Here is a 22996-nt window from a genome sequence, read left to right on the forward strand (position 1 = left end):
ATGAATTTTGTCATTCCAGATTTTGCTCCAGCCATTCCCGAAATGGTGTTATTGGCCTTAACCTCATTTATTTTAGTGGCCGACACCTTTTGGGCAAAACGCTCTCAGTTTGCAACTTACTATGCAACCCAAATTGCATTGGTAGTTGTGGCTGTTCTTATATTAATGAGTTTTTCGACCACTCAAATTATTACCTTTGATGGTAGTTTTGTTAGAGACAGTTTTGCTGATATTTTAAAGCTCTTTGTTTTGGTTATATCGATTGGAATTTTTGTATTTTCTAAAGAATATTTGCTTCAACACAAGTTTTTTAGTGGAGAGTTTTTTGTTTTAGGCCTGTTTGGTGTGTTGGGTATGTTTGTGATGATTTCATCCTACAACTTCATCACGCTCTATCTTGGGCTAGAAATAATGTCCTTATCCATGTATGCCATGGTCGCCATGAGAAAAGATTCAGGGGCCGCCGTTGAAGCTGGAATGAAGTATTTTGTGTTGGGCGCATTAGCGACTGGTATGCTGTTATATGGTTTTTCTATGATTTACGGTGCAACCGGAGAAATTGGTTTTGCACAAGTATCAGAGGTTATCTCTAGCGGTAATGCCGATGGTGTCGTTTTGGCTTTTGGCGTAGTGTTTATTGTTATTGGTTTGGCGTTTAAGTTGGGTGCGGTGCCTTTTCATATGTGGATGCCAGACGTATACCAAGGAGCACCCACAGCCGTTACCTTGTATTTAGGAACTGCCCCAAAAATTGCTGGCTTTGCTATCGTCTATAGATTGTTGGCCGAGGCTCTACCAGGCCTGGTAGAAGAGTGGCAGTCATTAATTATTATGCTGTCTATACTTTCTATGGTGTTAGGTTCTATTGCGGCCATTGTGCAAGACAATTTAAAACGTATGTTGGCGTATTCGGGTATTGGGCATATTGGGTTCTTATTGTTGGGGGTTATAGCCGCCACACCTGATGGTTATTCGGCCTCTATGTTTTATGTGATTGTGTACGCAATAACTGGTTTAGCTGGTTTTGGGATGATTGTTGCGCTGTCGCGTACTGGCAATGAATTTGACCGTGTCGTTGATTTTAAAGGCTTAAATGCACGAAATCCATGGTTAGCGGTAATGATGTTGATTGTTATGTTTTCTATGGCAGGTATCCCACCGTTTATTGGTTTTTGGGCAAAAATTATTGTGATTGAAGAGGTCATTAAAGCAGGCTTTACGTGGATTGCTGTTGTTGCAGTAATTACAGCTGTTATTAGTGCCTACTATTATTTGCGCGTGGTTAAAGCGATGTACTTTGATGAACCCGAAGATAACACTAAAATTGAACCGGTTAGCGGCAGTTTAAATTGGACGGTAAGTTTTGTTGCGCTTTCTTTGCTAGTATTGGGTTTAATGCCAAGTTCATTGATTAACTTGTGTTACCAGAGCATTAATTCACTGGCCTTATAAGCACTTAATAATTTAGATGTGATTTAGTTGATTTAGAGTTACCTTATGTAACAAAATAAAGCCCGTTTTAACGGGCTTTATTTTGTTAGAAACGCGTGTACTTAATTGTACGGGTCAGAATTTTTAAAAGTATTTTTAATAAACCTTTAAAGGACAGCAGAATGGACATCAATCAATCAGTTTGGTTATTACTTTTTACGGCGATTGTTTTAGCCAACATTCCATTTTTAATGGCGAATAGATTATTTTTAGTGATTAAAGTACCGCATAAGTCGATAGTGATTAATTTAATTGAGTGGTTTACGTATTTTGTCATTACCGGTCTATTTGCTTATTTATTAGAACAGAAAAGCATGGGGCATGTGGCTTCGCAAGGTTGGGAGTTCTATACTATTACTTTGTTTATGTTTATGATTTTTGCTTTTCCAGGATTCATCTATCGTTACAATCTCAAAAGTTTTTTAAAGAAACACGGCTAATAGTTTAGAGCTTGTTTAACGTGCGCTTTAGGCGCTGCAGTAGGAAAAAATGTTGGCCTTTCAAAATCAGTTTATAGTTGATTACTTACAAGACCCCCTGGTAAACATGGTGCTGGGTGTTGTATTGCTTATTTTTGTTGCCTGGTTGGCCAACTACATTGTTAAGCGCGTCTTATTAAGAGGGCTTTATACGCTGTTGGGCAATCATGCGCCGCAGCCGCATAATGGTCACAAGCTTGATTTTTCGTTTATTGATCGGTTATCCCATGTTGTTCCCGCGTTGATTATTTCTACTGGCGTCAGCCGAATCCCTGAACTTCCTAATGTAATTGTAGTCGTCACTGAAAATGTTACCAATGCCTTTATGGTGGTTACAGTTGGCTTAGTGTTTACAAGCTTACTCACTTTGTTTAATGGCCTTTACGAGCGCAAGCCAGAATCTAAAAATAAACCCATCAAGGGTTATATTCAAGTATTGAATATTATCATTTACTTAATTGCAATTATTCTTATGATTGCCGTTTTGTTCGACCGCTCGCCTCTGATTTTGCTTTCGGGCTTAGGCGCAATGGCTGCTGTGTTGATGTTGATATTTCAAGACACTATTTTGTCATTGGTAGCCAGTGTGCAAATATCATCTAACGACGTTATTCGTGTAGGCGACTGGGTAGAAATGCCGGATCTAAATGCCGATGGCGATGTGATTGATATTGCTCTGCACACAGTAAAAATTCAAAACTGGGACAAGACCATTACGACCATTCCAACACGTCGTTTTATGACGGACTCGTTCAAAAACTGGCGTGGAATGCAAGAATCCGGTGGACGAAGAATTAAAAGAAGTTTAATGTTTGATCAGCAAACAATTCATTTTTTGGATGCATCAGAAATAACTTGGCTTAAAAAAATTAATCTTTTAAAAGATTATATGGCGCATAAAGAGCAAGAAGTCGCTCAATGGAACACGGCGTTAGAACAAAAAGCTTTAGAACCCGTCAACTTTAGACGTTTAACCAATATAGGAACCTTTAGAGCCTATGTTATGTGTTATCTGCAGCAACATCCCAAAATTCATCAAGGCATGACACAAATTGTTAGACAGATGTCGCCCACGGCAGAAGGGTTGCCCATAGAAATATACTGCTTTACCGATACGGTTGTTTGGGCAGAGTACGAGGCTATTCAGTCTGATATTTTTGACCATTTGTACTCGATAGCACCTGAGTTTGGATTGAGGGTTTTTCAAAGTCCTAGCGGTTATGACTTAATGCAATTGGCTAAGACTGTGATGCCTAAAGGTGCCGTTGACGCTGTCTAAGCGGCTCAATTCCTATGCGTATTTTTTAGGTTACTTTTAAAGGTCTCTATAAGAATGATTTTAATCAGTGCAAATAAGTCTCTGATAGGCTGGGGTAAGGCAGATGTGGATAACAAGTGTGACCCGTTTTATGTTGGGTTTTGTGCTGATATTTGCAGCTTATAATTCAGTGGCGGCTGTCGTTCAAAACTCTGAAATGTTACTTTCAGAAGACGTTAAACACGCGATTAACGCTTACTCAAACAAAGAGTATTCACGCGCAATTCAACTGTTTACGCCGCTAGCCGAGCAAAACAATGTATTTGCCCAGTTTGGTTTAGCGCAGATGCATCGTTTAGGTCAAGGGGGTGCGGTGGATTATGCCTTGGCTTTAAAATGGTATTTAAAAGCGTCTCAAAGCAGCTATGGTGTTGCTCAAAGCCAATTGGGTGAAATGTATGAACAAGGTCTTGGCGTACCGGTTGATTTGGCTATGGCAAAAAACTGGTACCAAGTTTCGTGCAGCAATCAATGTTCACAAGGCTGTTTAAATTTTTCTAGACTTGAACAAACGGTTCAATATTAAACATAAGCCAGCGCGTGCGCTTTGCAAACTAAGCGTTGCTAAGCCATACGAAGCGATATGAAGAAGCAATATGAAACAATATAATTCGGAAGCTCGATTTCCTTAATCTAGTAGCACAACAAACACGTTAAGTTGTAAATAGAGGTGTCAAGTTGTCCCTAGTCTTATACGCAGTAGCCGCGTTAGTGATTTTGGCGTTGGTCTTTATGGCCGCCATTCATTTGGGGTTTAAAGCCCCCCGTATGGCAAATCAGCAAACGCCTAAAGAATATGGCTTAGCGTTTAAATCCATTTATGTCCCCAGTCATCAAAACACCACGCTGTCTTGCTGGTGGATGCAAGCACACCCAAGCAGTTGTGTCAGTGTGATTATTTTGCATGGTTGGGGCGCTAATAAAAGTACTTTACTGCCTTTAGCCAAACCATTTTTAGACTTAGGCATTAACGTATTATTAGTGGATGCACATAATCATGGAGACAGTCAAACGCGTGGTACATCGACCATGCCCAAATTTGCAGAAGATTTAGTGTCTGTTACCGAGTGGCTCAAAATTCATCAACCCCGCCAAAGTCAAACTCTGATTGTATTAGGGCATTCGGTGGGCGCTGCAGCGACCCTGTTAGCCGCTGCAAACACGCCGCAAGCCGATGGATACATTGCCATTGCCAGCTTTGCGCATCCGCAATTGATGATGCAACGCCAGCTTGGTAAGCTTAACGCTGTGCCGGGGTTGAGTTGGGTCATAAGCGCTTATGTGCAATGGGTAATTGGTGCGCGTTTTGATGCCATAGCACCGCTCACAAGTGTGAGTAAAATAGTTAAACCTGTCTTGTGCATTCATGGCACGTTAGACCAGGTGATTCCGCTAAGTGATTTTAAGCTGTTATGCCAAGCGGCTACGCCTTGGGTTCATTGCGTAGAAATTGCGGGGGCTGATCACGATTCGATTGACTTAATTGAGCAACACTTTGATACCATTCGGCTATTTTTGCACAATAGCCTTGGCGTTGATTATGGCCATATTTAATTGTTGTTAATAATGCTTGGATTGGCTGGTTAACCTGTTCTTTTTTAGGTTAAAGCACCCACATAGTGTTAAATAAATGCACTAGTTTTAAAAGTTAAACGCCTCACATCATTTGCGATTGAGTATTGTGCTGGGTCAATAATTGATTTATGTTTTGTTTGTCATGTTGTTTTTATGTCGTTTTGGTGCTGTTGGCTGTGTAATTGACCTTGCGATTGATCGCCAGTCACAATGCGCTCCCACTTGGCGTGCTGGGTAAAGACAATGTCCATGGCAATATAAGGGTATTGCTTGCGAAATACTTGGTAAAGAGTTTCTCGCATGTCATCTTGCGCCTCTACGCTGTCTAAAGACGTATTGGCTTTAACCGTAAAGTAAATATGCACCAATAAAAACCGACCGGTCATTACCAATCGCAGGTGATAGCCTTTATGAACCGAGGCGCTCACTACCGAGTCAATTAACGCATGAATGTTATCTTCAATGTCTTCACCCGGGTGCTTGCCCACAATCTCGTTCCAAGCATCACGAATAATACTTAACGGCACAATAATAATAAACAGCACCAATACAATGACCATTAGCGGATCAAAATAGGGCACCCAGTGAGCATGTTCACCTTGTTGCATAACCGCTGCCGCAATAAAAACCCCTAACATGGCCGCCGAAATATACCCATCCACCAACCAGTTTTTGGCATCCACTAGGGCCAAAGGTGAGTGCGCCAGCTCGCCCCAGTGTTTAATGACTGCCGCGCTCACAAAACAACCTATCGTGGCTAACACAGCGTAAAAAATGGCCATGTCTAAAATGACCATTTTGCCACCGCCATACAGTGAGCCTATGGCGTTAAATAAGGCGATTGTTAACAGGGTGATAATCATTAAACCTTTGGCCATATTAATCATGGGTTCGTACATCCAGTAGCCAAACGGATATTCATCGTTACTCGGTTTCATCACCAGTTTAGAGACGCGCAAGGTTAACAGGGCGATTAACAAATGGATAAACGAGTACAGGCCATCCAACATAATGGCATCCGAAAAGCTGGTAATGGCAAAGCCAACACCAATAATAACCATAAACACATTACCCCAAACCGAAAAGTGTAAGGCGCGTTTTTCTAACTTAATTAACTGCGCTTGTTTAGCCGCTGACATGGTAATTTCCTATTCTGTTCTTTTATAGCTTTAATGGTAATGTACTTCAATTTTTGTGCAAGGAACTCTTTTAAAACCATCTTGTTACGACCCAAACCAATACGCCAACGCTGATGACGTAAAACAGCATGGGCAGGAGCGTGTAGCGAATAATCTGCCCCTCTTTACCCACTAAGTTAACCACTGAAGCCGCCGCCACAACATTGACCACGCAAATCATATTGCCGGCGTTTGCACCCAGCATTTGCAAGGCCAAAATCCAGTGAGTTGGCAGGCCAGTGGCCAGCGCAGTAGACTCTTGAAATTGCGCAAACATCATATTAGAAAACGTCGCCGATCCGGCAATAAAACTCCCCAGTGCGCCCACAAACGGTGCGGCTAAAGGCCAGTTGCCTTCAAATGTGGTCGCGGCTAAAGCGGCCAGCTCCATGGGCATTGACAATAATTGCGCCTCATTTACCCCAGAATTAAGAAAAATTCGCACCATAGGCACCGAAGCACCTAATGCAATCACCGTGGGCAACATCACTTTAAAAGACTGCCACCAGGCCTGGTTAGCTTGTTTTAACGGCACTTTATGCAGCCACAAGGTGATGAGCGCCACCACAATAAATAGGCTGCCGGGCAAGTACAACGGCACCAGTTTGGCCGATATATCGGTGGCTAAAATCGCCGAAAATTCCAGCGACACGGCGTTAAGTAAGGATTTAAAAGGTAAAAATCTAGGCGACTTAACACTAAAATAACGGCCACCAAAGCATACGGTAACCAGGCCTGGTAAAGTGACAGATGATGATGTTTATGTGGCTCCATCGCCAAACACGATAATGCCGGTGATTTTTCACACCCTTGTATTTTCACCAGGCCTGGTGAATGTTTGTTTAGCACGGGTGTTAAACACTCGGGATGATCAGACTCAAACAACCACACGTTTTTAGGCGTTAAAAACCCTTTTTTGGCGGCCACCACAGTAATTGCCAGGCCTGCTAAACCGCCTAAAATGGCCGGAAACTCTGGTCCTAAGGTTTTAGCCACCAACAACGCCGGAATCGTAAACGAAAATCCACCCAATAACGCAAATTTCCACGCGCCCAAACCCTCGCGCCAACTTTTATTTTCACCAAAAAACGCGTTAAAATCAGCACCATAATCAACGGTAAAAAACTCGCCACCACCACATCAATAGTGCTGGCGCTCACCGCAATGTGCATAATTTCGTCATAACTCGGGTTGACCAAACCTTGACCCATGCCCACAATCACCGGCGTGCCCACGGCACCATACGACACCGCGGCGCTGTCGGCAATTAATGCCAACACCACCGCCGCCATCGCCGGAAAACCCAGCGCTAATAACAAGGGCGCTACAATGGCCGCAGGGGTTCCAAAACCGCTTGCGCCTTCTAAAAAGGCCACAAACAACCAGCCGACAATCACCGTTTGTACGCGACGATCGGGCGAAATGCGAGTAAATCCTTCGCGAATCACCTCAAGCGCTCCACTGACTTTTAAAGTGTTTAGCAGCACAATCGCACCAAAGACGATGATTAAAATAGACGCAGCAATGACCCAGCCTTCTAAAATCGACGCTGCAATTTGAACCCCAGGCACCTGCCAAACCCACCAAGCCAAAGCGGTTACCAAAGCCAGGCTTAACGCCATAGCTCGACTGGCAGGCATGCGTAAAATCACCAAAAAAAACAATACGGCCAGCACTGGCATTGCGGTGGTTAATGCTTGCACAAATGTCATAAAGAGTTTCTCAGAAAAAAACGCTAAAAGTCTAAAAAGCCAAAATAATAATACGAGACCTTTTCATGAGCGGGGGGTTGAAATAGAAAAAGACGTAACTATTCTACCTTTAGGCCATTTAATTTGGCGAGTTAAAACAGTCAGGAGATAGGCATGAAAAAACGCGTGTTAATAACCGGTGGCAATAAAGGCATTGGTTTAGCATTGACTCAACTTTTTTTACAAAAAACCGAGTTCGATATTGTGGTGGTGGCGCGTGATTTTAGTGGGTTTAAGATGCTGTCTTGGGCGCAAACACCGCGCATTCAGTGCATAGAGTACGATTTAACCGACTTAGACAATCTACCAGGCCTGGTCAACACCGTGGGCGACATTGATGTATTGGTCAATAACGCAGGATTATTGCAACCATTAACTTATGATGCCTATCCTATCGCAAATAGGGACTATTCGTTAAAACTGAATATTCAAGCACCGGTTAAGTTAATGGAGTTGTTTGGTGCGCGGATGGTGCAACGCGCTCAAATAAATGCGCTTCAATCATCGGCGTTAAGGGGACGCATGGTTAATAATGCCTCGATTGCTGGGCAAATTGGTCACCCTGATATTTGGTATGGTATTGCCAAAGCGGGCTTAATTAACGCGACCAAAAGTTTTTCAAAAGCCTTTGCAGGTCAGGTGATTGTGAATGCCGTAGCGCCCAGTCCAACCGCCACCGATATGTTAGATTCGATTCCGCAACATCGTCAACAAGCGTTTTTAAAAAAAACCATCAGCCAGCGCTTTGCGACCGCACAAGAGGTGGCACAAACTTTATTTTGGTTGGCCATCGACTCACCCGAATACATTAACGGGGTGTGCATTGATATTAACAACGGTGCGTTTCCAAGGTAGTGCGCCAAGGTTTAATAGAAATAATAGGGACAATAAAAAGCGCCGAAAACGGCGCTTTTTATTGGCTTTAATTTGCAGTAAAAAAGGTCTCTATTTATTTAAAACAGCTTTTAAGGCCGATAAAAAGAACAACACATTCTCTTCTTTGGCTGAAAAGCCCATTAAACCAATACGCCAGACTTTGCCCGCTAAAGCGCCCAAGCCGGCTCCAATTTCAAGGTTGTAGGTGTTAAGCAGTTCGGCACGCACGGCCGCATCATCAACGCCTTCGGGAATCCAAACCGAGTTTAATTGCGGTAAGCGGTCATTTTCATTGACTAAGAACTTGATACCCATCGCTTCTAAGCCGTCACGTAATTTAGCGTGCATGGCGGCGTGACGTGCCCATGAATTTTCTAAGCCTTCTTCTTTTAACATCACCAACGATTCGTGCAAAGCATACAGTGCGTTAACCGGGGCGGTGTGGTGGTAAGCGCGTTTAACGCCTTGTCCCCAATAGCCCATCACCAGGTTTAGGTCTAAAAACCAGCTTTGTACTTTGGTTTTACGGTTACGAACTTTTTCGAGTGCGCGCTCGTTAAAGCTTACTGGCGACAAACCAGGGGTGCAAGAAAGACATTTTTGCGTGCCAGAATAGACTGCGTCCACATTCCATTCGTCGATTTTAAGCGGAACGCCCGCTAAACCTGTTACAGAGTCGACAATGGTTAAGCAGTTGTATTTGTGAGCAATTTCGCATAATGTTTTAACGTCTGAGCATGCGCCTGTTGAGGTTTCGGCGTGTACAAACGCCACAATTTTAGCGTCTGGATTAGCAATGAGCGCGGCCTCTAGTTTTTCTGGGCTTACGACCGTTCCCCAGTCGTCATGCACTTCAACGCACACGCCACCGGTGCGTTCAACGTTTTCTTTCATGCGCCCACCAAACACTCCGTTAATGCACACAATGACTTTATCGCCTGGCTCAACCAGGTTAACAAAGCAAGTTTCCATACCCGCAGAACCGGGTGCCGACACCGGCATGGTCATTTCGTTTTCGGTTTGAAACGCGTATTTTAATAAGGTTTTTACCTCGTCCATCATGCGCACAAACTCTGGGTCTAGGTGGCCAATAGTGGGGCGCGCCATAGCCGATAAAATGCGTGGGTGAACGTCCGAAGGACCGGGCCCCATAAGGGTACGAATAGGTGGATTAAAAGATTGCATGGTGTGTAACTTCCTTGTATTGATAGCGGTCACGTTAAATATTGTATTTGATATTTTATCTGATATTTTATCTGAGTAAATTCAGAGTCGCTTAGATAAAATACAAAGACAGAAAAAGATATTTAAGGTGATAAAAAAATAAATGAAACTTGATTTAAATCAATTATAATCTCAATCATGAACGTTATACAAGAACTGAAAAAATCTCTGCCAAGCGGCAGCGTCATCTCTGATAAAGAGCAATGTACTCCCTACGAATGTGATGGGCTTTCGGCCTATCGTCAAACACCCCTTGCGGTGGTTCTGCCTCACAACATCGATCAAATTATCACCATTTTAGCCATTTGTAAGCGTTTTAACACGCCGGTGATTACCCGTGGCTCGGGCACAGGCCTGGCCGGTGGGGCTTTGCCCCTGGCCAATGGGATTGTGCTGGGTTTGTCTAAAATGAATAAAATTATTAGCATTGACCCGTTAGCGCGCACAGCCGTGTTGCAACCTGGGGTGCGAAATATCTCGGTGACTCAAGCGGTTGAAGCCTATGGTTTGTATTACGCCCCCGACCCTTCGTCGCAAGTGGCGTGCTCGATAGGCGGCAATGTGGCCGAAAATTCTGGCGGGGTACACTGTTTAAAATACGGTTTAACTGTCCATAATGTGTTGTCTATTACCATGGTTAACATGGCCGGCGACATTATTAAGTTAGATGAAAAAGACGATGGCGTGGATTTACTGGCGCTGTTAAACGGCTCGGAAGGCTTGTTGGGAATTATTGTTGAAGTTAAAGTTAAGTTACTGCCAAAACCCGACACCGCACAGCTGGTGATGGCCGGTTTTAGCTCTGTAAGCGCGTGTGCCGACGCGGTTACCAGCGTGCTTGAGCAAGGTATTATTCCGGCGGGTTTAGAAATGATGGATAAGTTTTCGATTATGGCGGCCGAAGAGTACGCCAAGGTCGGTTATCCACTGGACGCTGAGGCGTTGTTGCTGTGTGAAGTAGACGGCAGTTTTGATCAAGTTAAAGTCGACACGCAACGTATCTCAACCATATTAGAGCAAGCGGGTGCCACGTCGTTACGCGTGTCACAAAACGAGGCCGAACGTGTGGCGTTGTGGCAAGGGCGTAAAAATGCCTTTCCGGCGGTGGGGCGTTTTTCGCCCGACTATTATTGTATGGACGGCACCATTCCACGCAAACGTTTGGCGTTTGTATTGCAAGAAATTGAAAAACTGTCCATAAAATATCAGTTGCAAGTGGCCAATGTTTTTCACGCCGGTGACGGCAATTTGCATCCGCTGATTTTGTACGATGCAAACGTGCCAGGTCAATTGCATCAAACCGAAAAATTTGGTGCAGAAATTTTAAAACTCTGTTTAGACGTCGGCGGCACCATTACCGGTGAACACGGCGTTGGGGTTGAAAAGCTCGATTCGATGTGTCATCAGTTTGCCACGCCCGAATTAGAAATTTTTCACGGCATTAAAAACGTGTTTGATTCCACCGGACTTATGAACCCAGGCAAAGCCATTCCAACCCTGCACCGTTGTGCCGAAGTGGGGCAGATGCATGTGCATAATAATCAATTGCCTTTTCCTGAATTGGAGCGTTTTTAATGAGCGAGCCGTGGATTAATCAAATTTGCGACCAAGTTAAGCAAGCCGCATTTGAGCAAAGAACCGTGCAAATTGCTGGCAATCACACCAAAGTACCACTCGAAAATGGCTTTGAAGAGGTGTCACTTACCCAAAACGTCAGTGCCACAGGCATTGTGGATTATGAACCTTCAGAACTGGTGGTGACGGTTAAAGCGGGTACGTTGTTGGCCGATTTAAAAGCCGAGTTGGCGCAGCACAAACAGATGCTGGGATTTGAACCGCCCGAATACGGCGGCTCAACCATTGGCGGCACTTATGCTTGCGCTTTAACCGGGCCTTCGCGGCCGTTTAGAGGTGTGTTGCGTGATTTTGTGTTGGGGGCGAAAATTATTGATGGTCGCGGTCAGCCACTGGCGTTTGGCGGCAAAATGATTAAAAACGTCGCCGGTTACGATGTGTCGCGCATGTTAGCCGGTTCTAAAGGCTCTATGGCCGTGATCACCGAGCTGAGCTTAAAGGTGTTGCCGCTGGTGGAAGAGGTAACGTATTGCAAAGCCATACCCGAAAGTGACGCCATTGTATTAATGAATAAAATGGCGGGTACCACTTTACCCTTGTCGGGTTGTGCGTATTATGAAGGGTTATTTTATTATCGCGTGTTTGGCGAACACCCTAAACAAACCGACGTAACGGCCTGCACTAATGACATTTGGTTAACCTTAAATCCGTTTAAACCTAAATTACAAGCGCACCAAAAATTATGGCGGGTCGACACCGAAGGCCCCGCACCGTCTATTCCCAATACCCTTGCAGTGGGCATGTGTGGGCAACGTCGCTGGGTGGTCAGTGAAGATGCACCTGCCGAGTATTCGACGTTATGGCAAAGTTATTTTTCGCCGCGCCATAATGACACCTCGCCCATTGCCAACATTAAAGCCGGATTAAAAAACGTCTTTGATCCCTCAAACGTTTTTAAAACGCTTTAACCGAACCTTTACTTATGCAAACTCAAATTCCTGTCGATTTATTAAAAACCGCCCACGGCCAAACCGCCGATAAGATTTTGCGTTCATGCGTGCATTGCGGTTTTTGTCTGTCGGCCTGCCCAACCTACGGCTTATTGGGCGACGAGTTGGATTCGCCGCGTGGACGTATTTATTTAATTAAGCAGGCGTTAGAAGGCGGTGAGGTAACGGCCAATTCTCTAACCCATCTGGATCGTTGCTTAACCTGCCGTTCGTGCGAAACCACCTGTCCGTCGGGAGTCGAGTACGCCCACTTGCTGGATATTGGCCGAGAGTTTATTGAAGCCAAAAGCCCGCGCCCTCGCTTGCAGCAGTTTATCCGTTGGGGTTTGCGCAAAACCCTCACCACGCCCTTTTTGTTTAATACTCTAACCACTTTATGGCCGTGGGCTAAGCACAGTACCGTCAACAAGCCGTTACAAACTTTAGTGCGGCAGGCCAAAGCGCATACGCATGTTAAGCAAGTTTTGTTAATCAGCGGTTGTGTACAACCCGCCTTAGCGCCCAATATAAATTTGGCGACCATTCATGTGTTGCATAAATTGGGCATTGGTGTAATCGAAACCCCACAGGTGCAATGTTGCGGTGCGGTTGAGCATCATTTGTCGGGTTCTGAGGACGCATTAAAAAAATAAAACGCAATATTGATGCCTGGACACACGAATTAAATCACGGCGTTGAGGCGATTATTTCTAACACCAGTGGCTGTGGGGTGATGATTAAAGAGTACGCTCACCTGCTTAAGCACGACCCGTTGTACGCCAAAAAGGCCAAGCGTGTGGTTGAAAAGACCATGGATATTTCGGAGTATTTGGTCACCCAAGATTTAAGCCAGTTTAAGCGCGATACCCAGCAAAAAATTGTATTTCAATCGCCATGCACCTTGCAACACGGTCAAAAGCTACCAGGCCTGGTCGAAAAAACCTTGGTGTCTTTAGGCTTTCAGGTCAGCCCGGTGGTGGACAGTCATTTGTGTTGCGGCTCGGCCGGAACCTACTCTATTTTTCAAAAGAGTTGTCCATGCAACTGCGTGACAACAAGCTTAATCATTTATTAAAAGACCAACCGCAGGTGATTGTAACCGCCAATATTGGCTGTTTAATGCACTTGCAAAATGGTACGACAACCCCTGTAAAACATTGGATTGAGTTACTGTAACGCGCCTTAAACCCGCTGAACACACGCTTTACACACAAAGGATGTGCACTATGTCAGATATCGAAATTGCCCAAAAAGCCAATATGAAACCTATTATTGACCTCGCACACGCGGCGTTTGGAATTCCGGCCGAGCACCTAGACCCTTATGGGCATTTTAAAGCCAAGTTGTCGTTAGAGTATGTGGACAGTCTGACCCATAAAAAACCCAAGGTAAACTCATTTTAGTCACGGCCATTAGCCCAACACCGGCCGGCGAAGGTAAAACCACCACCACCGTGGGATTGGGCGATGCGCTTAATCGGTTGGGTAAAAAGACCATTATGTGTCTGCGCGAACCGTCTTTAGGGCCGTGTTTTGGCATGAAAGGCGGTGCCGCCGGCGGCGGCTATTCACAAGTCGTGCCGATGGAAGACATTAACCTGCATTTTACCGGTGATTTTCACGCTATTGGCGTGGCGCACAATTTATTGTCGGCACTGATTGATAACCACATTCACCACGGCAATGCCTTGGGATTAGACACGCGCCGCATTAAGTGGAAGCGTGTGGTGGACATGAACGACCGAGCTCTGCGCGATATTACCGTGGGGCAAGGTGGGCCGGCCAACGGCTTTTTACGTGAAGACGGCTTTGACATTGTGGTGGCCTCGGAAGTGATGGCCATTTTATGTCTAGCGGTAAACCGTGCCGACTTAAAAGAACGGTTGGGGCGCATCGTCGTGGGCTATAAAACCGACGGTACTACCCCCGTTTACGCCAGTGATTTAAAAGCGCATGGTGCTATGGCGGCGGTGTTAAAAGACGCCATTAAACCCAATATTGTGCAAACCTTAGAGAATAATTTGGCCATCGTGCACGGCGGGCCTTTTGCCAACATCGCACACGGTTGTAACTCGGTAACCGCCACACAAACCGCCTTAAAATTAGCCGATTACGCGGTCACCGAAGCCGGTTTTGGTGCCGATTTGGGTGCCGAAAAATTCTTAAACATAAAATGTCGTTCGGCCAATTTAAAGCCCTCTGCCGTAGTGATTGTGGCTACTGTGCGCGCGTTAAAGTTTCACGGTGGCGTAGCCAAAGACCATTTAAACCAAGAAAACCTCAGCGCACTCGACAGTGGCTTTGCCAATTTAGAGCGCCACTTACACAATGTAACGGTTAATTACGGTTTGCCAGCCGTGGTGTGCATTAACCACTTTACCTTTGACAGCGACGCCGAAACCGGCTTAATTATGAGCAAGTGCCAAGCGCTAGGCGTGCCGTGCGTGGTGTCCAAACACTGGGCACAAGGTGGCGCAGGTGCCGAAGAGCTTGCGCGTGAAGTGCTGGCGATTGTCGACAATCGTGAGCCGGGGTTTAAATATTTGTACGAAGATTCGCTGCCGTTATGGGACAAAATTGAAACCATCGCTACCCGTTTGTACGGTGCCAAAGAGATAGTCGCCAGCGCCAAAGTCCGTGGTGAGCTGGCCAAATTGCAAGAAAATTACGGCAACTTGCCCATTTGCATGGCCAAAACCCAAATGTCGTTTTCGACTGATCCCACTTTAAAAGGTGCGCCCAGTGGGCATATTGTTGAAATAAGCGACGTCAAGTTAGAAAACGGCGCGGGCTTTATTATCGCCATTGCTGGTAATATGCTGACCATGCCAGGCCTGCCCAAAGTGCCCACCGCCGAAAAAATTGATATTTCGGACGACGGCGTGATTACTGGTCTGTTTTAATACACATCAAACCCCTTGCTGGTTAGTTTATTTACCGCGACACTACTACCGTCATGCCGTGCCACGACACGGCATCTGCTCTGCATACGGAAAAATGCAATAGATGGCGCGTCAAGCCCGCAATGACGTGGTTTTTGTGGTGTTCAAACAGAATGACCAGGCCTGGTTAGTTTGTTTGCCACAACACTACTACCGTCATGCCGTGCCACGACACGGCATCTTCCTGGTACTCCGTAACGTCAATAGATTGCGGGTCAAGCCCGCAATGACCTGGTTTTTGTGGTGTTTAAACATAATGACCAGGCCTGGTTAATTTGTTTGTCACTACACTATTACCGTCATGCCGTGCCACGACACGGCATCTTCCTGGTACTCCGTAACGGCAATAGATTGCGGGTCAAGCCCGCAATGACCTGGTTTTTGTGGTGTTCAAACAGAATGACCAGGCCTGGTCGCTTTTATAACGACTCTAAACCATTATAAAAGCCACCTTATAAAAGCCACCATGTCACCCAAAAACCACCCTCCATCCCATCCAAACCACACTCATCCCCAATCCAAGCACCACCACCGCATCCACTTTATTGCGTAGGCTTAAGGCCGTTTGCAGGTGGTGTTTTGTGATCTGTTTTGGGTCGTTTGGGTCTCCAAAGTGGGCTTTGGGTTTGAGCGTTCCAAAGTACACTGTGTCGCCTCCCAGTTGACATTGGCAGTGCAGAGCCATGGCGCTGATGGGGAGTCCTGCGTTGGGGCTGTCGTGTTGGCGACCTGTGTGATAAAAGTCCCAAAACATTAATGTGCCACTTAACAGCCTAATCAGCACCGCAGTAAAGCGAGCGGGCAGCCAGTTGAGTAGATCGTCGAGCTTAGCACTGGCTTTGCCAAACGCTTCGTAACGTGCGGTGCGATAGCCGACCATTGAATCTAACGTGTTGACCGCTTTGTAGATGACCAGGCCTGGCAAGCCCGCCAGTAAAAACCAAAACAGCGGCGCAAGGTAGCCATCGCTTAAGTTCTCAGCGTAGGTCTCAATGCCCGCTTTAAAACACTCGCTGTCGCTTAACGCCTGGGTGTCGCGGCTTACCAGTAGGGCGATGGTCTGCTGTTTATGGGCAGAGTGCAACAGCGCACACACCGAATCGTACAACATGCGATGCGCCAACAAGGTCGAAGCCAACACCCCGGTTAACAACGCATTGACCAGGCCTGGTAACACGTTAAACGCACTCACCACCGCGACGCTCACCGCCACACACAACGCCAGCAAACTCACCAACAACCCCAATCCAGCCATAAAATGCGCACGGTAAAAGTGACGTTCGTAAAAGCCAATCCAATCCCCCATTAACACCACCGGATGACGAATGCCCTTAAACTCACCCCACAACCGATCCAATAACACCGCCAAAAGGGCACTGCTGACAATCAACAAAGAATCAAACAACAGCATGCAAATTAGCCCATGCGGACAACAAACGGCACTGACTCGCCTCGTCTTTCACCGCCACCCGCAAGGTAAAATCACCCAACCCAAAGCTCTGGCAATCACGCACCAAAATCCCGTTTTGAGCCAAAGCCCGCACAATCAAGCTCGCCTTAATACACGTCTTAACCAAAACAAAATTAACCCGACCCGGAAACACCCGCTCAACAAACAACGCCTGGTTAAGACCCATAATTAACTCAGATTTAAGACGCGTGAGCAGCAAAACATTCTGTACGGTCAAGCCAGGCTCAAGCATGCGTTGCAACAACAAAGCCTGATCCACCGCCGAAACAGGCCAATGCGCTTGCGGCCACTGCGCTAAAAACTCGGAGTGTGCAAACACAGTGCCCACTCGTAGACCGGGGCACGCATAAAACTTGGTTAACGACTGCAACACGATTAAACGAGGCCAAGCCCCCAACAAACTCCGTCCACTCAAGCCCGGCTCAAAACCAATAAAAGGCAAAAACGATTCATCCAGCAATACCCAACAATCCTGTTTACGCCATAAATCCAACAGAGGTTTAAGCGCCGCTAAAGACGTGTAATGCCCGTCGGGAGTAGAAGGATTAACCCACACCACCACGCTGTTTTTAGGGATGGGAATTTGCGCGAGTTGTTTGATGGATTGCGGTGCGAATGTTGTTTTATCCAGCCGATTTATAGGGTGAATTTTTGAACCAAAAGCCCTTGCAACCGCTTCATACTCGCCAAATAGGGGGGTGTATAAAACCGTGTGTTCGGGTCGTAAATAGGCCAATAAATTGTGTATTGCTGCGGATACGCCATTGCATATCGATATTGAGTCAGGCGGCACTTCAAAACGGGTTTGTATGGCGTCAATGAGTAAGCGATGACTGGAGTCTGGATAATGAAGTAACGCAAGCGGATTAAAATGCGGGCTGTGACTAAACTGCCACGGCGGAATGCTGGCCGAAAAGTCGAGCCAATTTGCCAAGGCCTCTTCGGCGGTGACCCCTTGTTTTGCGGCTTGCGCGTAAAGTTGACCGCCGTGTTGACCATCATGGGCAAACGTCATTAAAGATCAAAGCCTTTTTGGGCTTTAATGCCACTTTTATAAGCGTGTTTTTCGTCTTTTATGTCCGACACGGTGTCGGCCAACTCGCGCAGTTCGGCAATGGCGGAGCGGCCTGTTACCACCACATGTTGCATCTCTGGGCGTTCGCTTAGGGTGTTAAGGACTAACTCTTTATCCAAATAGTCGTAGCTTAAAAGGTAGGTGAGCTCGTCTAACACCACCAAATCGTAACTGGGGTCGGTCAGCATCTTGGTGGCCACTTCCCAACCGCGCTCCGAAGTGGCGATATCGCCCGCACGGTCTTGCGTGTCCCAGGTAAAACCATCGCCCAATACATGCCATTCGCACTTAGGTTGGGCGTTAAAAAACGCTTCTTCACCGGTGTCGGTACGACTTTTAATAAACTGACAAACGCCCACTTTTAAGCCGTGCCCAAGCGCACGCGCCACCATGCCAAAACCCGAGGTGGATTTGCCTTTGCCGTTGCCGGTAATCACCAGCAAAAGTCCTTTTTCATTGTCGGCGCGCGCAATGGCTGCATCAATTTGAGCTTTTTTGCGCTCCATGCGCACTTTGTGAAAATGGGCTTTTTTCTCTTCGGGGGTCATAGGTTGTTTCCTTTAATTGCGGTTTTAATGATAATGCTTTGCATAATCTGCAAAAGGGTGTCGATTTTAAGGTGTTCTTCAAAACAGTCGGCCAAACGTTCCAGTTGTTGTTCGCGGTGTTGGTTTAAATCAAACGGTTGGCTTGTTACCAGGCCTGGTAAGTTTGTAAACGGTTGTTTAAAGCGGCTAAACTTGAGCTTTTTGATGGTTAATAAGCTGTTTTTTAGCCGCACATCACTCGTCCAAAGGCTTCACGTTAAGCCACGTTATTTTGACTGAGTAAAACTAAAATGTGTAATTGGCCGACACATAATAATACCGCTCATATTGCGTTGGGTAGACTACTGTACTGGTGTTTGATGCCACATAAAGTCCATTGTCTTCATCCAGTAGATTGTTGACCCCTATTTGAATGTTGAGCTGTTTGTTGGCAATTTGGTAGCTTAAATCGGTGCTTTTGTATCCAGGATATTGACCGTTTGCATTGTCAAAGTCAGACATCGCAAAACTGTCAGACCCTTGTTTGTGCATTACTTTTAAACGGTGATTGGGCAATGTTGTAAAAAGGTTTGAGGTAAAGTCGTAATGGGCAAACAGTTTTAGTGTGTGTTCTGAAACCCCTGGTAAACGATTGCCTGAATAGTCTTTGCCAGCTTCTTGGTCAATGAGTGCGTTAACGTAGGTGTAGTCTGCTCCTGCGGTAATGGCGTTAAATTGTTGGGTAATGGCGGCGTTTAAGCCTTGTTTATGACTTTTATCTAAATTGGTGTTGGTAAACGTGCTTGAGTCGTAATAAATCTCATCGCTTAAATCAACGTAAAACAGCTCGGTTGTGAGTTTTAGAGTGTTTTGTTGATGTTTAAATCCAAGCGTGAAGGTTTGCGACTGTTGGGGGGTAATAAATTCATTAAACGCGCCACCAAAGTTAAAAAAGCGATCGATGTTAGGCGCTAAAAACGCATTGCTAAAAGACGTATAGACCGAGTTGTGCGCACTGAGTAAATAATTTAATCCCAGTTCGTGTGCCTGTAAATGGTCGTTTTGCTTACGTTTTTGAGTGGCATCTTGGTATTGATAATCAAATTGCTGTGCGCGCATTCCGGCACTTAAAACAAGTTGTTTAGTAACGTCTACGGTCATTAACCCATAAGCGGCCGTGTCGTTGCGTGTGGTGCGATTATTAGAGAAAGTGCTTTGACCATCCCGTTGCGCGTCACCTTTAGACAAGCCATATTGCAATAATACCGAGTTTAATTGCGTTTTAGCATCCAATTTATGGGTGGTTTGCTCATAGTCGAAAGCTGAATCATAAGTAACATAGGTTGAGTTTTTGTCTAAGCGATTAAGCGTGTAACTTAACTTGGTATTGGCGTTTAATTCGGTGGCTAAGGTTAACGTTTTGGTCGTGGTTTCGTAGGTTTGGTTGGTGTTGCCTGTTGTTGTGTTGGCGTCTGGGTTTTGTTTAAACTCTGTTAAAGGCATAGAGCCAGGGTAGTTCACGTCTGACTGATTTTTGGCAAGGCTAAGCGTGGCTGAATTAACCCCTTTTTGTACCCCAAACGTGCCCGCTAAATTGGTGTTGTCTGTGCTGTTACGCGTGCCATCCAGGTTAATTTCTTTACTGCCATGGGTGTGAAAGGCTTCGGCGTTTAAAGCGGTTAATAGGTTAAAACCATTTACAGAGGTGGTTTTTTTAACATTAAGCGTTTGTTGCGTGGTGTTGTTTGAACCGTAAGAAGTGCCCAGCTGGGCAAGTTCGGTGGCCGTAAAGTTTTTATTGGTGGTAATTATAATGGCACCTGCGGTAGCACCGTTGCCGTACAAAACCGCACCAGAGCCTTTAATAATAGCAATTTCTTCCACCGAATTTAGCGCAATACCGCTTAGTTGTGGGGGCGCTAAATCAATGTTATTGAGTGAAACGCCATCGACAATGATTTGCACATTTTCATGCCCTGATTCAGAACCATAACCCTGCATGTCTACCAGCGGTGCAAGTGGGTTACCGTAAGCAGGTTGAATTGATACAGTGGTATTTTGATTTAAAAAGTCGCTGATCGAACTGACACCACTGGCTTGAATGTCTGCGCGAGTGTAAGTTTTAGCGGAATAGGGGGTTTGCAGATTGTCCACCACAATGGCGGTATCTGAAACGTAAATAGAGTCTAATAAGGTGTTATTTTCGGCGCACGCCATTGTGCTGGCTAAAGTGTTAAGGGTGACGCTAAACGTGCTTAAAACAGCCACAGAAAGTTTTGAGAGTTTCATAAAAAATTTCCTTCAATTCATAAGGGTAAATGAACGAAGGCAAACGGACAGGCCTGGTCATTGACCAGGCCTGGTAAGATAAATTACTGGGCACACCAAGCAAGGGTTTACGCTTGCTTTTACTATGTGAATTTGGCTTATCTCCGCATTGCCCACCGCAATCGGTTTTGGCCTAGAAATAACCAGGCCTGGTTGTTTTTAGGCCGGTATCCGGGCTTAAGAGCGATTTCAGATTGCCTTCTCAGAACGGATGTTCCAATGGCGTGATAATCTGTTTTCTCTATCACCGTTGCGGGGGCAGCGTTGGATTTGCAATGAGTTGCACACCAAACTTCCCGTTTAACGTTAGCGCCGTGGCGGCTAACGCACCTAAAAAACAAGATTATACGAGAGCGAGCCTATTTAAACTACCCCTGCTCGTGCAACGGTGTTGACAGGTGAATGGTTTTTAGCGGTGTCTTGTTAGGGTTTACTCGTATTTATTTACGTATTATATTGCTGTTTACGTAGCGGTTTTTTGATTAAGTTCAATGGGTTAGTTATGTATGGTGCATGGCGCACCATAACCATGCATTTTAAGCGTGTTTTTTATTAAAATAATCGTTTATTTTCTCTAAACACGGGCAGTATGGGCTTCTTTAAATTTTAAAAGATTGTTATTAAACGTCTTTTAACGATTGTCATATTTTGTGCTGACTACAAAAATTATTTATCTACATTTAAGGTTTTTAACATGAGCCACATTCAACAAGACACCGTGCAGCGGTTTAAGCAATACGCTCAAGCATTGCCGCAGGTTAAACGCTATTTGGCGCAGTTAGAGCAACAAGATTTATGGTGGACGACCGTGGCCATGGTGGGCAAAATCAATAACGACAATATTGACCCGCAACTGTTGGTGTCGGTGGTTGACACCCAAAAGGCGTTTCAGGCGTTGCGCGACCAGATGATGGAGGCGCTCATTAACCGTTATTTAAACCAAGCACACAGCGAAATTAAACTTAAGGCTCAGGCCAGTATTGATATTCTTAATCGCAATTTATTTGAGCGCACCGCCGACGTAGGATTTTTAGCCGCCGACGAGGATTTGGTGCAGTTTATGGCGCAGCAACCTGCGGCCGATGAACCACAAAGAGCAAGCGCGTTGCGCCATATTGAAGCCCGTTTGGAAGAGTACGTCGCCAAATACAGCGTGTACGACGACATTGCACTGCTGAGTCCAAACGGTGAGGTATTGGCGCAGTTAAGCCGCGCGGGTCAGCAAACGCTGAATCATCACAATCAAGCCAAAACCTGCCACGAACCTTGGGTAACTCACGCCTTGCAAGGGCACACGTCCTACACCGAAGTGTATGCCCAAAGCAGTTTGTTTGGGTCGCAACCCAGCCTGTTTTACGCCAAACTTGTGCAACGTCGGGTGGGCGAGCAGTGGCAAACCGTGGGCGTTTTGTGTTTGCGCTTTAAATTTGAACAAGAGGTGAACACCATTTTTAACACGCTCAATCGAGCCGGGCATGAAAACGATGCGCAAGACTCCGTCGCACAAGCCCGAGAAATTGGCCATACAGCGTTTGAGTTTGCTTTGTTGGGCGCACAAGGTGAGGTTTTGGCCGGCAAGCCTCTTGCTGCTAACGTCCTAATTAAGCCATCGGTTACACATGAGGTTGAACTTAACGCCCAGGGCGCGCTTGAGTACGTGGCTCGCGCAGCAGGGTACGAAGGATTTATGGGGCTTGAATGGTTCAGTCGGGTGTCGATTAATCAGTCGGCCGCCTTTGTGCAGGGCACGGCGTTGGAGAGTTTAGACGGCTGCATTGAGCCCGCCTCAATGTTGTATTTACGCGATTTAGAAGAGACCAATCAACACGTTAGCGTGTTGCTGTTGATTGTTATTTTAAACGGCAAAATGACTTCGCTTAAAAAAGACGCCAAAGCGTTTTTGCCCGTGCTGGACAGTTTTCAGGACATTAGCCGCGCCATTGAACTGATTTTTAATGATTTTATTGGTCACATTCACCAAGTGATGCTTAAAACCATTCACGATAAAGTGCGTTTTAGCGCCTCGTTAGCCGCCGAACTGATGGATCGAAATCTGTACGAGCGCGCCAACGATTGCCGCTGGTGGGCGCTGAATAATCGCTTTAGAACCGTGCTCACCCAACACGATTTAAGCACTTATCAATCGCAAGGCCAGCCGTTAAGCAGGGCGCAAACTCAAGATTAAGCACCATTTTAAG

At 45.8% G+C, this 22996-nt stretch carries 23 protein-coding genes, 1 pseudogene and 1 riboswitch; of the genes and pseudogenes, 14 read left to right on the plus strand and 10 right to left on the minus strand.

Annotation, left to right across the window (positions count from 1 at the left end; genetic code table 11):
- The 5 genes from nuoN (at position 1) to EP181_RS04435 (ending at position 4842) form a co-directional block, all read left to right on the plus strand.
- The gene (gene nuoN / locus EP181_RS04415; RefSeq protein ID WP_127470582.1) at positions 1-1452 is read left to right on the plus strand and encodes an NADH-quinone oxidoreductase subunit NuoN; all 1452 of its coding nucleotides are present in this window, start codon (positions 1-3) and stop codon (positions 1450-1452) included.
- Between the two features lie 161 nt (positions 1453-1613).
- Positions 1614-1931: a DUF2818 family protein gene (locus tag EP181_RS04420; protein WP_127470583.1), complete on the plus strand. Its 318-nt coding sequence runs from the start codon at positions 1614-1616 to the stop codon at positions 1929-1931.
- A gap of 49 nt (positions 1932-1980) precedes the next feature.
- Positions 1981-3249, plus strand: a complete 1269-nt coding sequence (locus EP181_RS04425; protein ID WP_127470584.1) for a mechanosensitive ion channel family protein — start codon at positions 1981-1983, stop codon at positions 3247-3249.
- A gap of 103 nt (positions 3250-3352) precedes the next feature.
- The gene (locus EP181_RS04430) at positions 3353-3814 is read left to right on the plus strand and encodes a tetratricopeptide repeat protein (RefSeq protein WP_127470585.1); all 462 of its coding nucleotides are present in this window, start codon (positions 3353-3355) and stop codon (positions 3812-3814) included.
- Positions 3815-3966: 152 nt separating this feature from the next.
- Positions 3967-4842, plus strand: coding sequence for an alpha/beta hydrolase (locus EP181_RS04435; protein WP_127470586.1), 876 nt, complete (start codon positions 3967-3969; stop codon positions 4840-4842).
- A gap of 161 nt (positions 4843-5003) precedes the next feature.
- On the opposite strand, the gene EP181_RS04440 is transcribed toward EP181_RS04435, so the two are convergent.
- The 4 genes from EP181_RS04440 to EP181_RS12290 form a co-directional block, all read right to left on the minus strand.
- Positions 5004-6002: a cation diffusion facilitator family transporter gene (locus tag EP181_RS04440; protein ID WP_127470587.1), complete on the minus strand. Its 999-nt coding sequence runs from the start codon at positions 6000-6002 to the stop codon at positions 5004-5006.
- Between the two features lie 70 nt (positions 6003-6072).
- The gene (locus tag EP181_RS12280; RefSeq protein WP_232023515.1) at positions 6073-6693 is read right to left on the minus strand and encodes an L-lactate permease; all 621 of its coding nucleotides are present in this window, start codon (positions 6691-6693) and stop codon (positions 6073-6075) included.
- Complete coding sequence (locus EP181_RS12285) at positions 6666-7037, minus strand: L-lactate permease (protein ID WP_420824411.1); 372 nt, start codon at positions 7035-7037, stop codon at positions 6666-6668. The genes EP181_RS12280 and EP181_RS12285 overlap by 28 nt, the downstream gene beginning before the upstream one ends.
- On the minus strand, positions 7022-7753 hold the full coding sequence (locus EP181_RS12290) for an L-lactate permease (protein ID WP_232023517.1): 732 nt from the start codon (positions 7751-7753) through the stop codon (positions 7022-7024). The genes EP181_RS12285 and EP181_RS12290 overlap by 16 nt, the downstream gene beginning before the upstream one ends.
- 153 nt (positions 7754-7906) lie before the next feature.
- Between EP181_RS12290 and EP181_RS04450 the strand changes: the two genes are divergently transcribed.
- The gene (locus EP181_RS04450; RefSeq protein WP_127470588.1) at positions 7907-8647 is read left to right on the plus strand and encodes an SDR family NAD(P)-dependent oxidoreductase; all 741 of its coding nucleotides are present in this window, start codon (positions 7907-7909) and stop codon (positions 8645-8647) included.
- 90 nt (positions 8648-8737) lie between these two features.
- Here the strand turns inward: EP181_RS04450 and EP181_RS04455 are convergent, their stop codons facing one another.
- Positions 8738-9853 (minus strand): pyridoxal-phosphate-dependent aminotransferase family protein, encoded by a 1116-nt coding sequence (locus EP181_RS04455; protein WP_127470589.1) that lies wholly within the window; start codon positions 9851-9853, stop codon positions 8738-8740.
- A gap of 177 nt (positions 9854-10030) precedes the next feature.
- Between EP181_RS04455 and EP181_RS04460 the strand changes: the two genes are divergently transcribed.
- The 7 genes and pseudogenes from EP181_RS04460 (at position 10031) to EP181_RS04480 (ending at position 15671) form a co-directional block, all read left to right on the plus strand.
- Positions 10031-11467, plus strand: coding sequence for an FAD-linked oxidase C-terminal domain-containing protein (locus tag EP181_RS04460; protein ID WP_127470590.1), 1437 nt, complete (start codon positions 10031-10033; stop codon positions 11465-11467).
- On the plus strand, positions 11467-12435 hold the full coding sequence (locus tag EP181_RS04465; protein WP_127470591.1) for an FAD-binding protein: 969 nt from the start codon (positions 11467-11469) through the stop codon (positions 12433-12435). Before EP181_RS04460 ends, EP181_RS04465 begins: the two co-directional genes overlap by 1 nt.
- A gap of 14 nt (positions 12436-12449) precedes the next feature.
- Positions 12450-13109, plus strand: a complete 660-nt coding sequence (locus EP181_RS12295) for a 4Fe-4S dicluster domain-containing protein (RefSeq protein ID WP_232023518.1) — start codon at positions 12450-12452, stop codon at positions 13107-13109.
- Positions 13110-13189: 80 nt separating this feature from the next.
- Positions 13190-13531, plus strand: a complete 342-nt coding sequence (locus EP181_RS12300; protein WP_232023519.1) for a heterodisulfide reductase-related iron-sulfur binding cluster — start codon at positions 13190-13192, stop codon at positions 13529-13531.
- Entirely contained in the window at positions 13495-13632 is a 138-nt protein-coding gene (locus EP181_RS12305; protein WP_232023520.1) for a hypothetical protein, read from the plus strand. Before EP181_RS12300 ends, EP181_RS12305 begins: the two co-directional genes overlap by 37 nt.
- 83 nt (positions 13633-13715) lie before the next feature.
- Positions 13716-15358, plus strand: a pseudogene (locus EP181_RS04475) (formate--tetrahydrofolate ligase).
- A 103-nt stretch (positions 15359-15461) separates the two neighbouring features.
- Positions 15462-15671: a hypothetical protein gene (locus EP181_RS04480; RefSeq protein WP_127470592.1), complete on the plus strand. Its 210-nt coding sequence runs from the start codon at positions 15462-15464 to the stop codon at positions 15669-15671.
- A gap of 195 nt (positions 15672-15866) precedes the next feature.
- Here EP181_RS04480 and cbiB read toward each other — a convergent pair whose 3' ends face one another.
- From cbiB to EP181_RS04505, 5 genes are read right to left on the minus strand one after another with little or no spacing between them, the layout of a single operon-like run.
- Positions 15867-16808, minus strand: coding sequence for an adenosylcobinamide-phosphate synthase CbiB (gene cbiB / locus EP181_RS04485; protein ID WP_127470593.1), 942 nt, complete (start codon positions 16806-16808; stop codon positions 15867-15869).
- Positions 16795-17883, minus strand: a complete 1089-nt coding sequence (locus EP181_RS04490) for an aminotransferase class I/II-fold pyridoxal phosphate-dependent enzyme (RefSeq protein WP_127470594.1) — start codon at positions 17881-17883, stop codon at positions 16795-16797. The genes cbiB and EP181_RS04490 overlap by 14 nt, the downstream gene beginning before the upstream one ends.
- Entirely contained in the window at positions 17883-18491 is a 609-nt protein-coding gene (gene cobO / locus EP181_RS04495; RefSeq protein WP_127470595.1) for a cob(I)yrinic acid a,c-diamide adenosyltransferase, read from the minus strand. The genes EP181_RS04490 and cobO overlap by 1 nt, the downstream gene beginning before the upstream one ends.
- Positions 18488-18724: a hypothetical protein gene (locus EP181_RS04500; RefSeq protein ID WP_127470596.1), complete on the minus strand. Its 237-nt coding sequence runs from the start codon at positions 18722-18724 to the stop codon at positions 18488-18490. Before EP181_RS04500 ends, cobO begins: the two co-directional genes overlap by 4 nt.
- A 52-nt stretch (positions 18725-18776) precedes the next feature.
- Positions 18777-20759, minus strand: coding sequence for a TonB-dependent receptor (locus tag EP181_RS04505; protein ID WP_127470597.1), 1983 nt, complete (start codon positions 20757-20759; stop codon positions 18777-18779).
- A 184-nt stretch (positions 20760-20943) separates the two neighbouring features.
- A riboswitch (cobalamin riboswitch) is annotated at positions 20944-21147 on the minus strand.
- Positions 21148-21492: 345 nt separating this feature from the next.
- On the opposite strand from EP181_RS04505, the gene EP181_RS04510 reads away from it, so the two are divergent.
- Positions 21493-22983, plus strand: a complete 1491-nt coding sequence (locus tag EP181_RS04510) for a cache domain-containing protein (protein ID WP_127470598.1) — start codon at positions 21493-21495, stop codon at positions 22981-22983.
- The last annotated feature ends 13 nt before the right edge of the window (positions 22984-22996 follow it).

The organism is Thiomicrorhabdus aquaedulcis (assembly GCF_004001325.1).
In the GTDB taxonomy this organism is placed as follows: Bacteria; Pseudomonadota; Gammaproteobacteria; order Thiomicrospirales; family Thiomicrospiraceae; genus Thiomicrorhabdus; species Thiomicrorhabdus aquaedulcis.

Coding starts and splice junctions, on each gene's coding strand:
- EP181_RS12290 (WP_232023517.1), bottom strand. CDS start 7,753: ATGACATTTGTGCAAGCATTAACCACCGCAATGCCAGTGCTGGCCGTA.
- cobO (WP_127470595.1), bottom strand. CDS start 18,491: ATGACCCCCGAAGAGAAAAAAGCCCATTTTCACAAAGTGCGCATGGAG.
- EP181_RS04430 (WP_127470585.1), top strand. CDS start 3,353: ATGTGGATAACAAGTGTGACCCGTTTTATGTTGGGTTTTGTGCTGATA.
- cbiB (WP_127470593.1), bottom strand. CDS start 16,808: ATGCTGTTGTTTGATTCTTTGTTGATTGTCAGCAGTGCCCTTTTGGCG.
- EP181_RS04440 (WP_127470587.1), bottom strand. CDS start 6,002: ATGTCAGCGGCTAAACAAGCGCAGTTAATTAAGTTAGAAAAACGCGCC.
- EP181_RS12305 (WP_232023520.1), top strand. CDS start 13,495: ATGCAACTGCGTGACAACAAGCTTAATCATTTATTAAAAGACCAACCG.
- EP181_RS04505 (WP_127470597.1), bottom strand. CDS start 20,759: ATGAAACTCTCAAAACTTTCTGTGGCTGTTTTAAGCACGTTTAGCGTC.
- EP181_RS04450 (WP_127470588.1), top strand. CDS start 7,907: ATGAAAAAACGCGTGTTAATAACCGGTGGCAATAAAGGCATTGGTTTA.
- EP181_RS04490 (WP_127470594.1), bottom strand. CDS start 17,883: ATGACGTTTGCCCATGATGGTCAACACGGCGGTCAACTTTACGCGCAA.
- EP181_RS12300 (WP_232023519.1), top strand. CDS start 13,190: ATGATTAAAGAGTACGCTCACCTGCTTAAGCACGACCCGTTGTACGCC.
- EP181_RS04425 (WP_127470584.1), top strand. CDS start 1,981: ATGTTGGCCTTTCAAAATCAGTTTATAGTTGATTACTTACAAGACCCC.
- EP181_RS04480 (WP_127470592.1), top strand. CDS start 15,462: ATGGCGCGTCAAGCCCGCAATGACGTGGTTTTTGTGGTGTTCAAACAG.
- nuoN (WP_127470582.1), top strand. CDS start 1: ATGAATTTTGTCATTCCAGATTTTGCTCCAGCCATTCCCGAAATGGTG.
- EP181_RS04455 (WP_127470589.1), bottom strand. CDS start 9,853: ATGCAATCTTTTAATCCACCTATTCGTACCCTTATGGGGCCCGGTCCT.
- EP181_RS04460 (WP_127470590.1), top strand. CDS start 10,031: ATGAACGTTATACAAGAACTGAAAAAATCTCTGCCAAGCGGCAGCGTC.
- EP181_RS12295 (WP_232023518.1), top strand. CDS start 12,450: ATGCAAACTCAAATTCCTGTCGATTTATTAAAAACCGCCCACGGCCAA.
- EP181_RS04510 (WP_127470598.1), top strand. CDS start 21,493: ATGAGCCACATTCAACAAGACACCGTGCAGCGGTTTAAGCAATACGCT.
- EP181_RS04465 (WP_127470591.1), top strand. CDS start 11,467: ATGAGCGAGCCGTGGATTAATCAAATTTGCGACCAAGTTAAGCAAGCC.
- EP181_RS04420 (WP_127470583.1), top strand. CDS start 1,614: ATGGACATCAATCAATCAGTTTGGTTATTACTTTTTACGGCGATTGTT.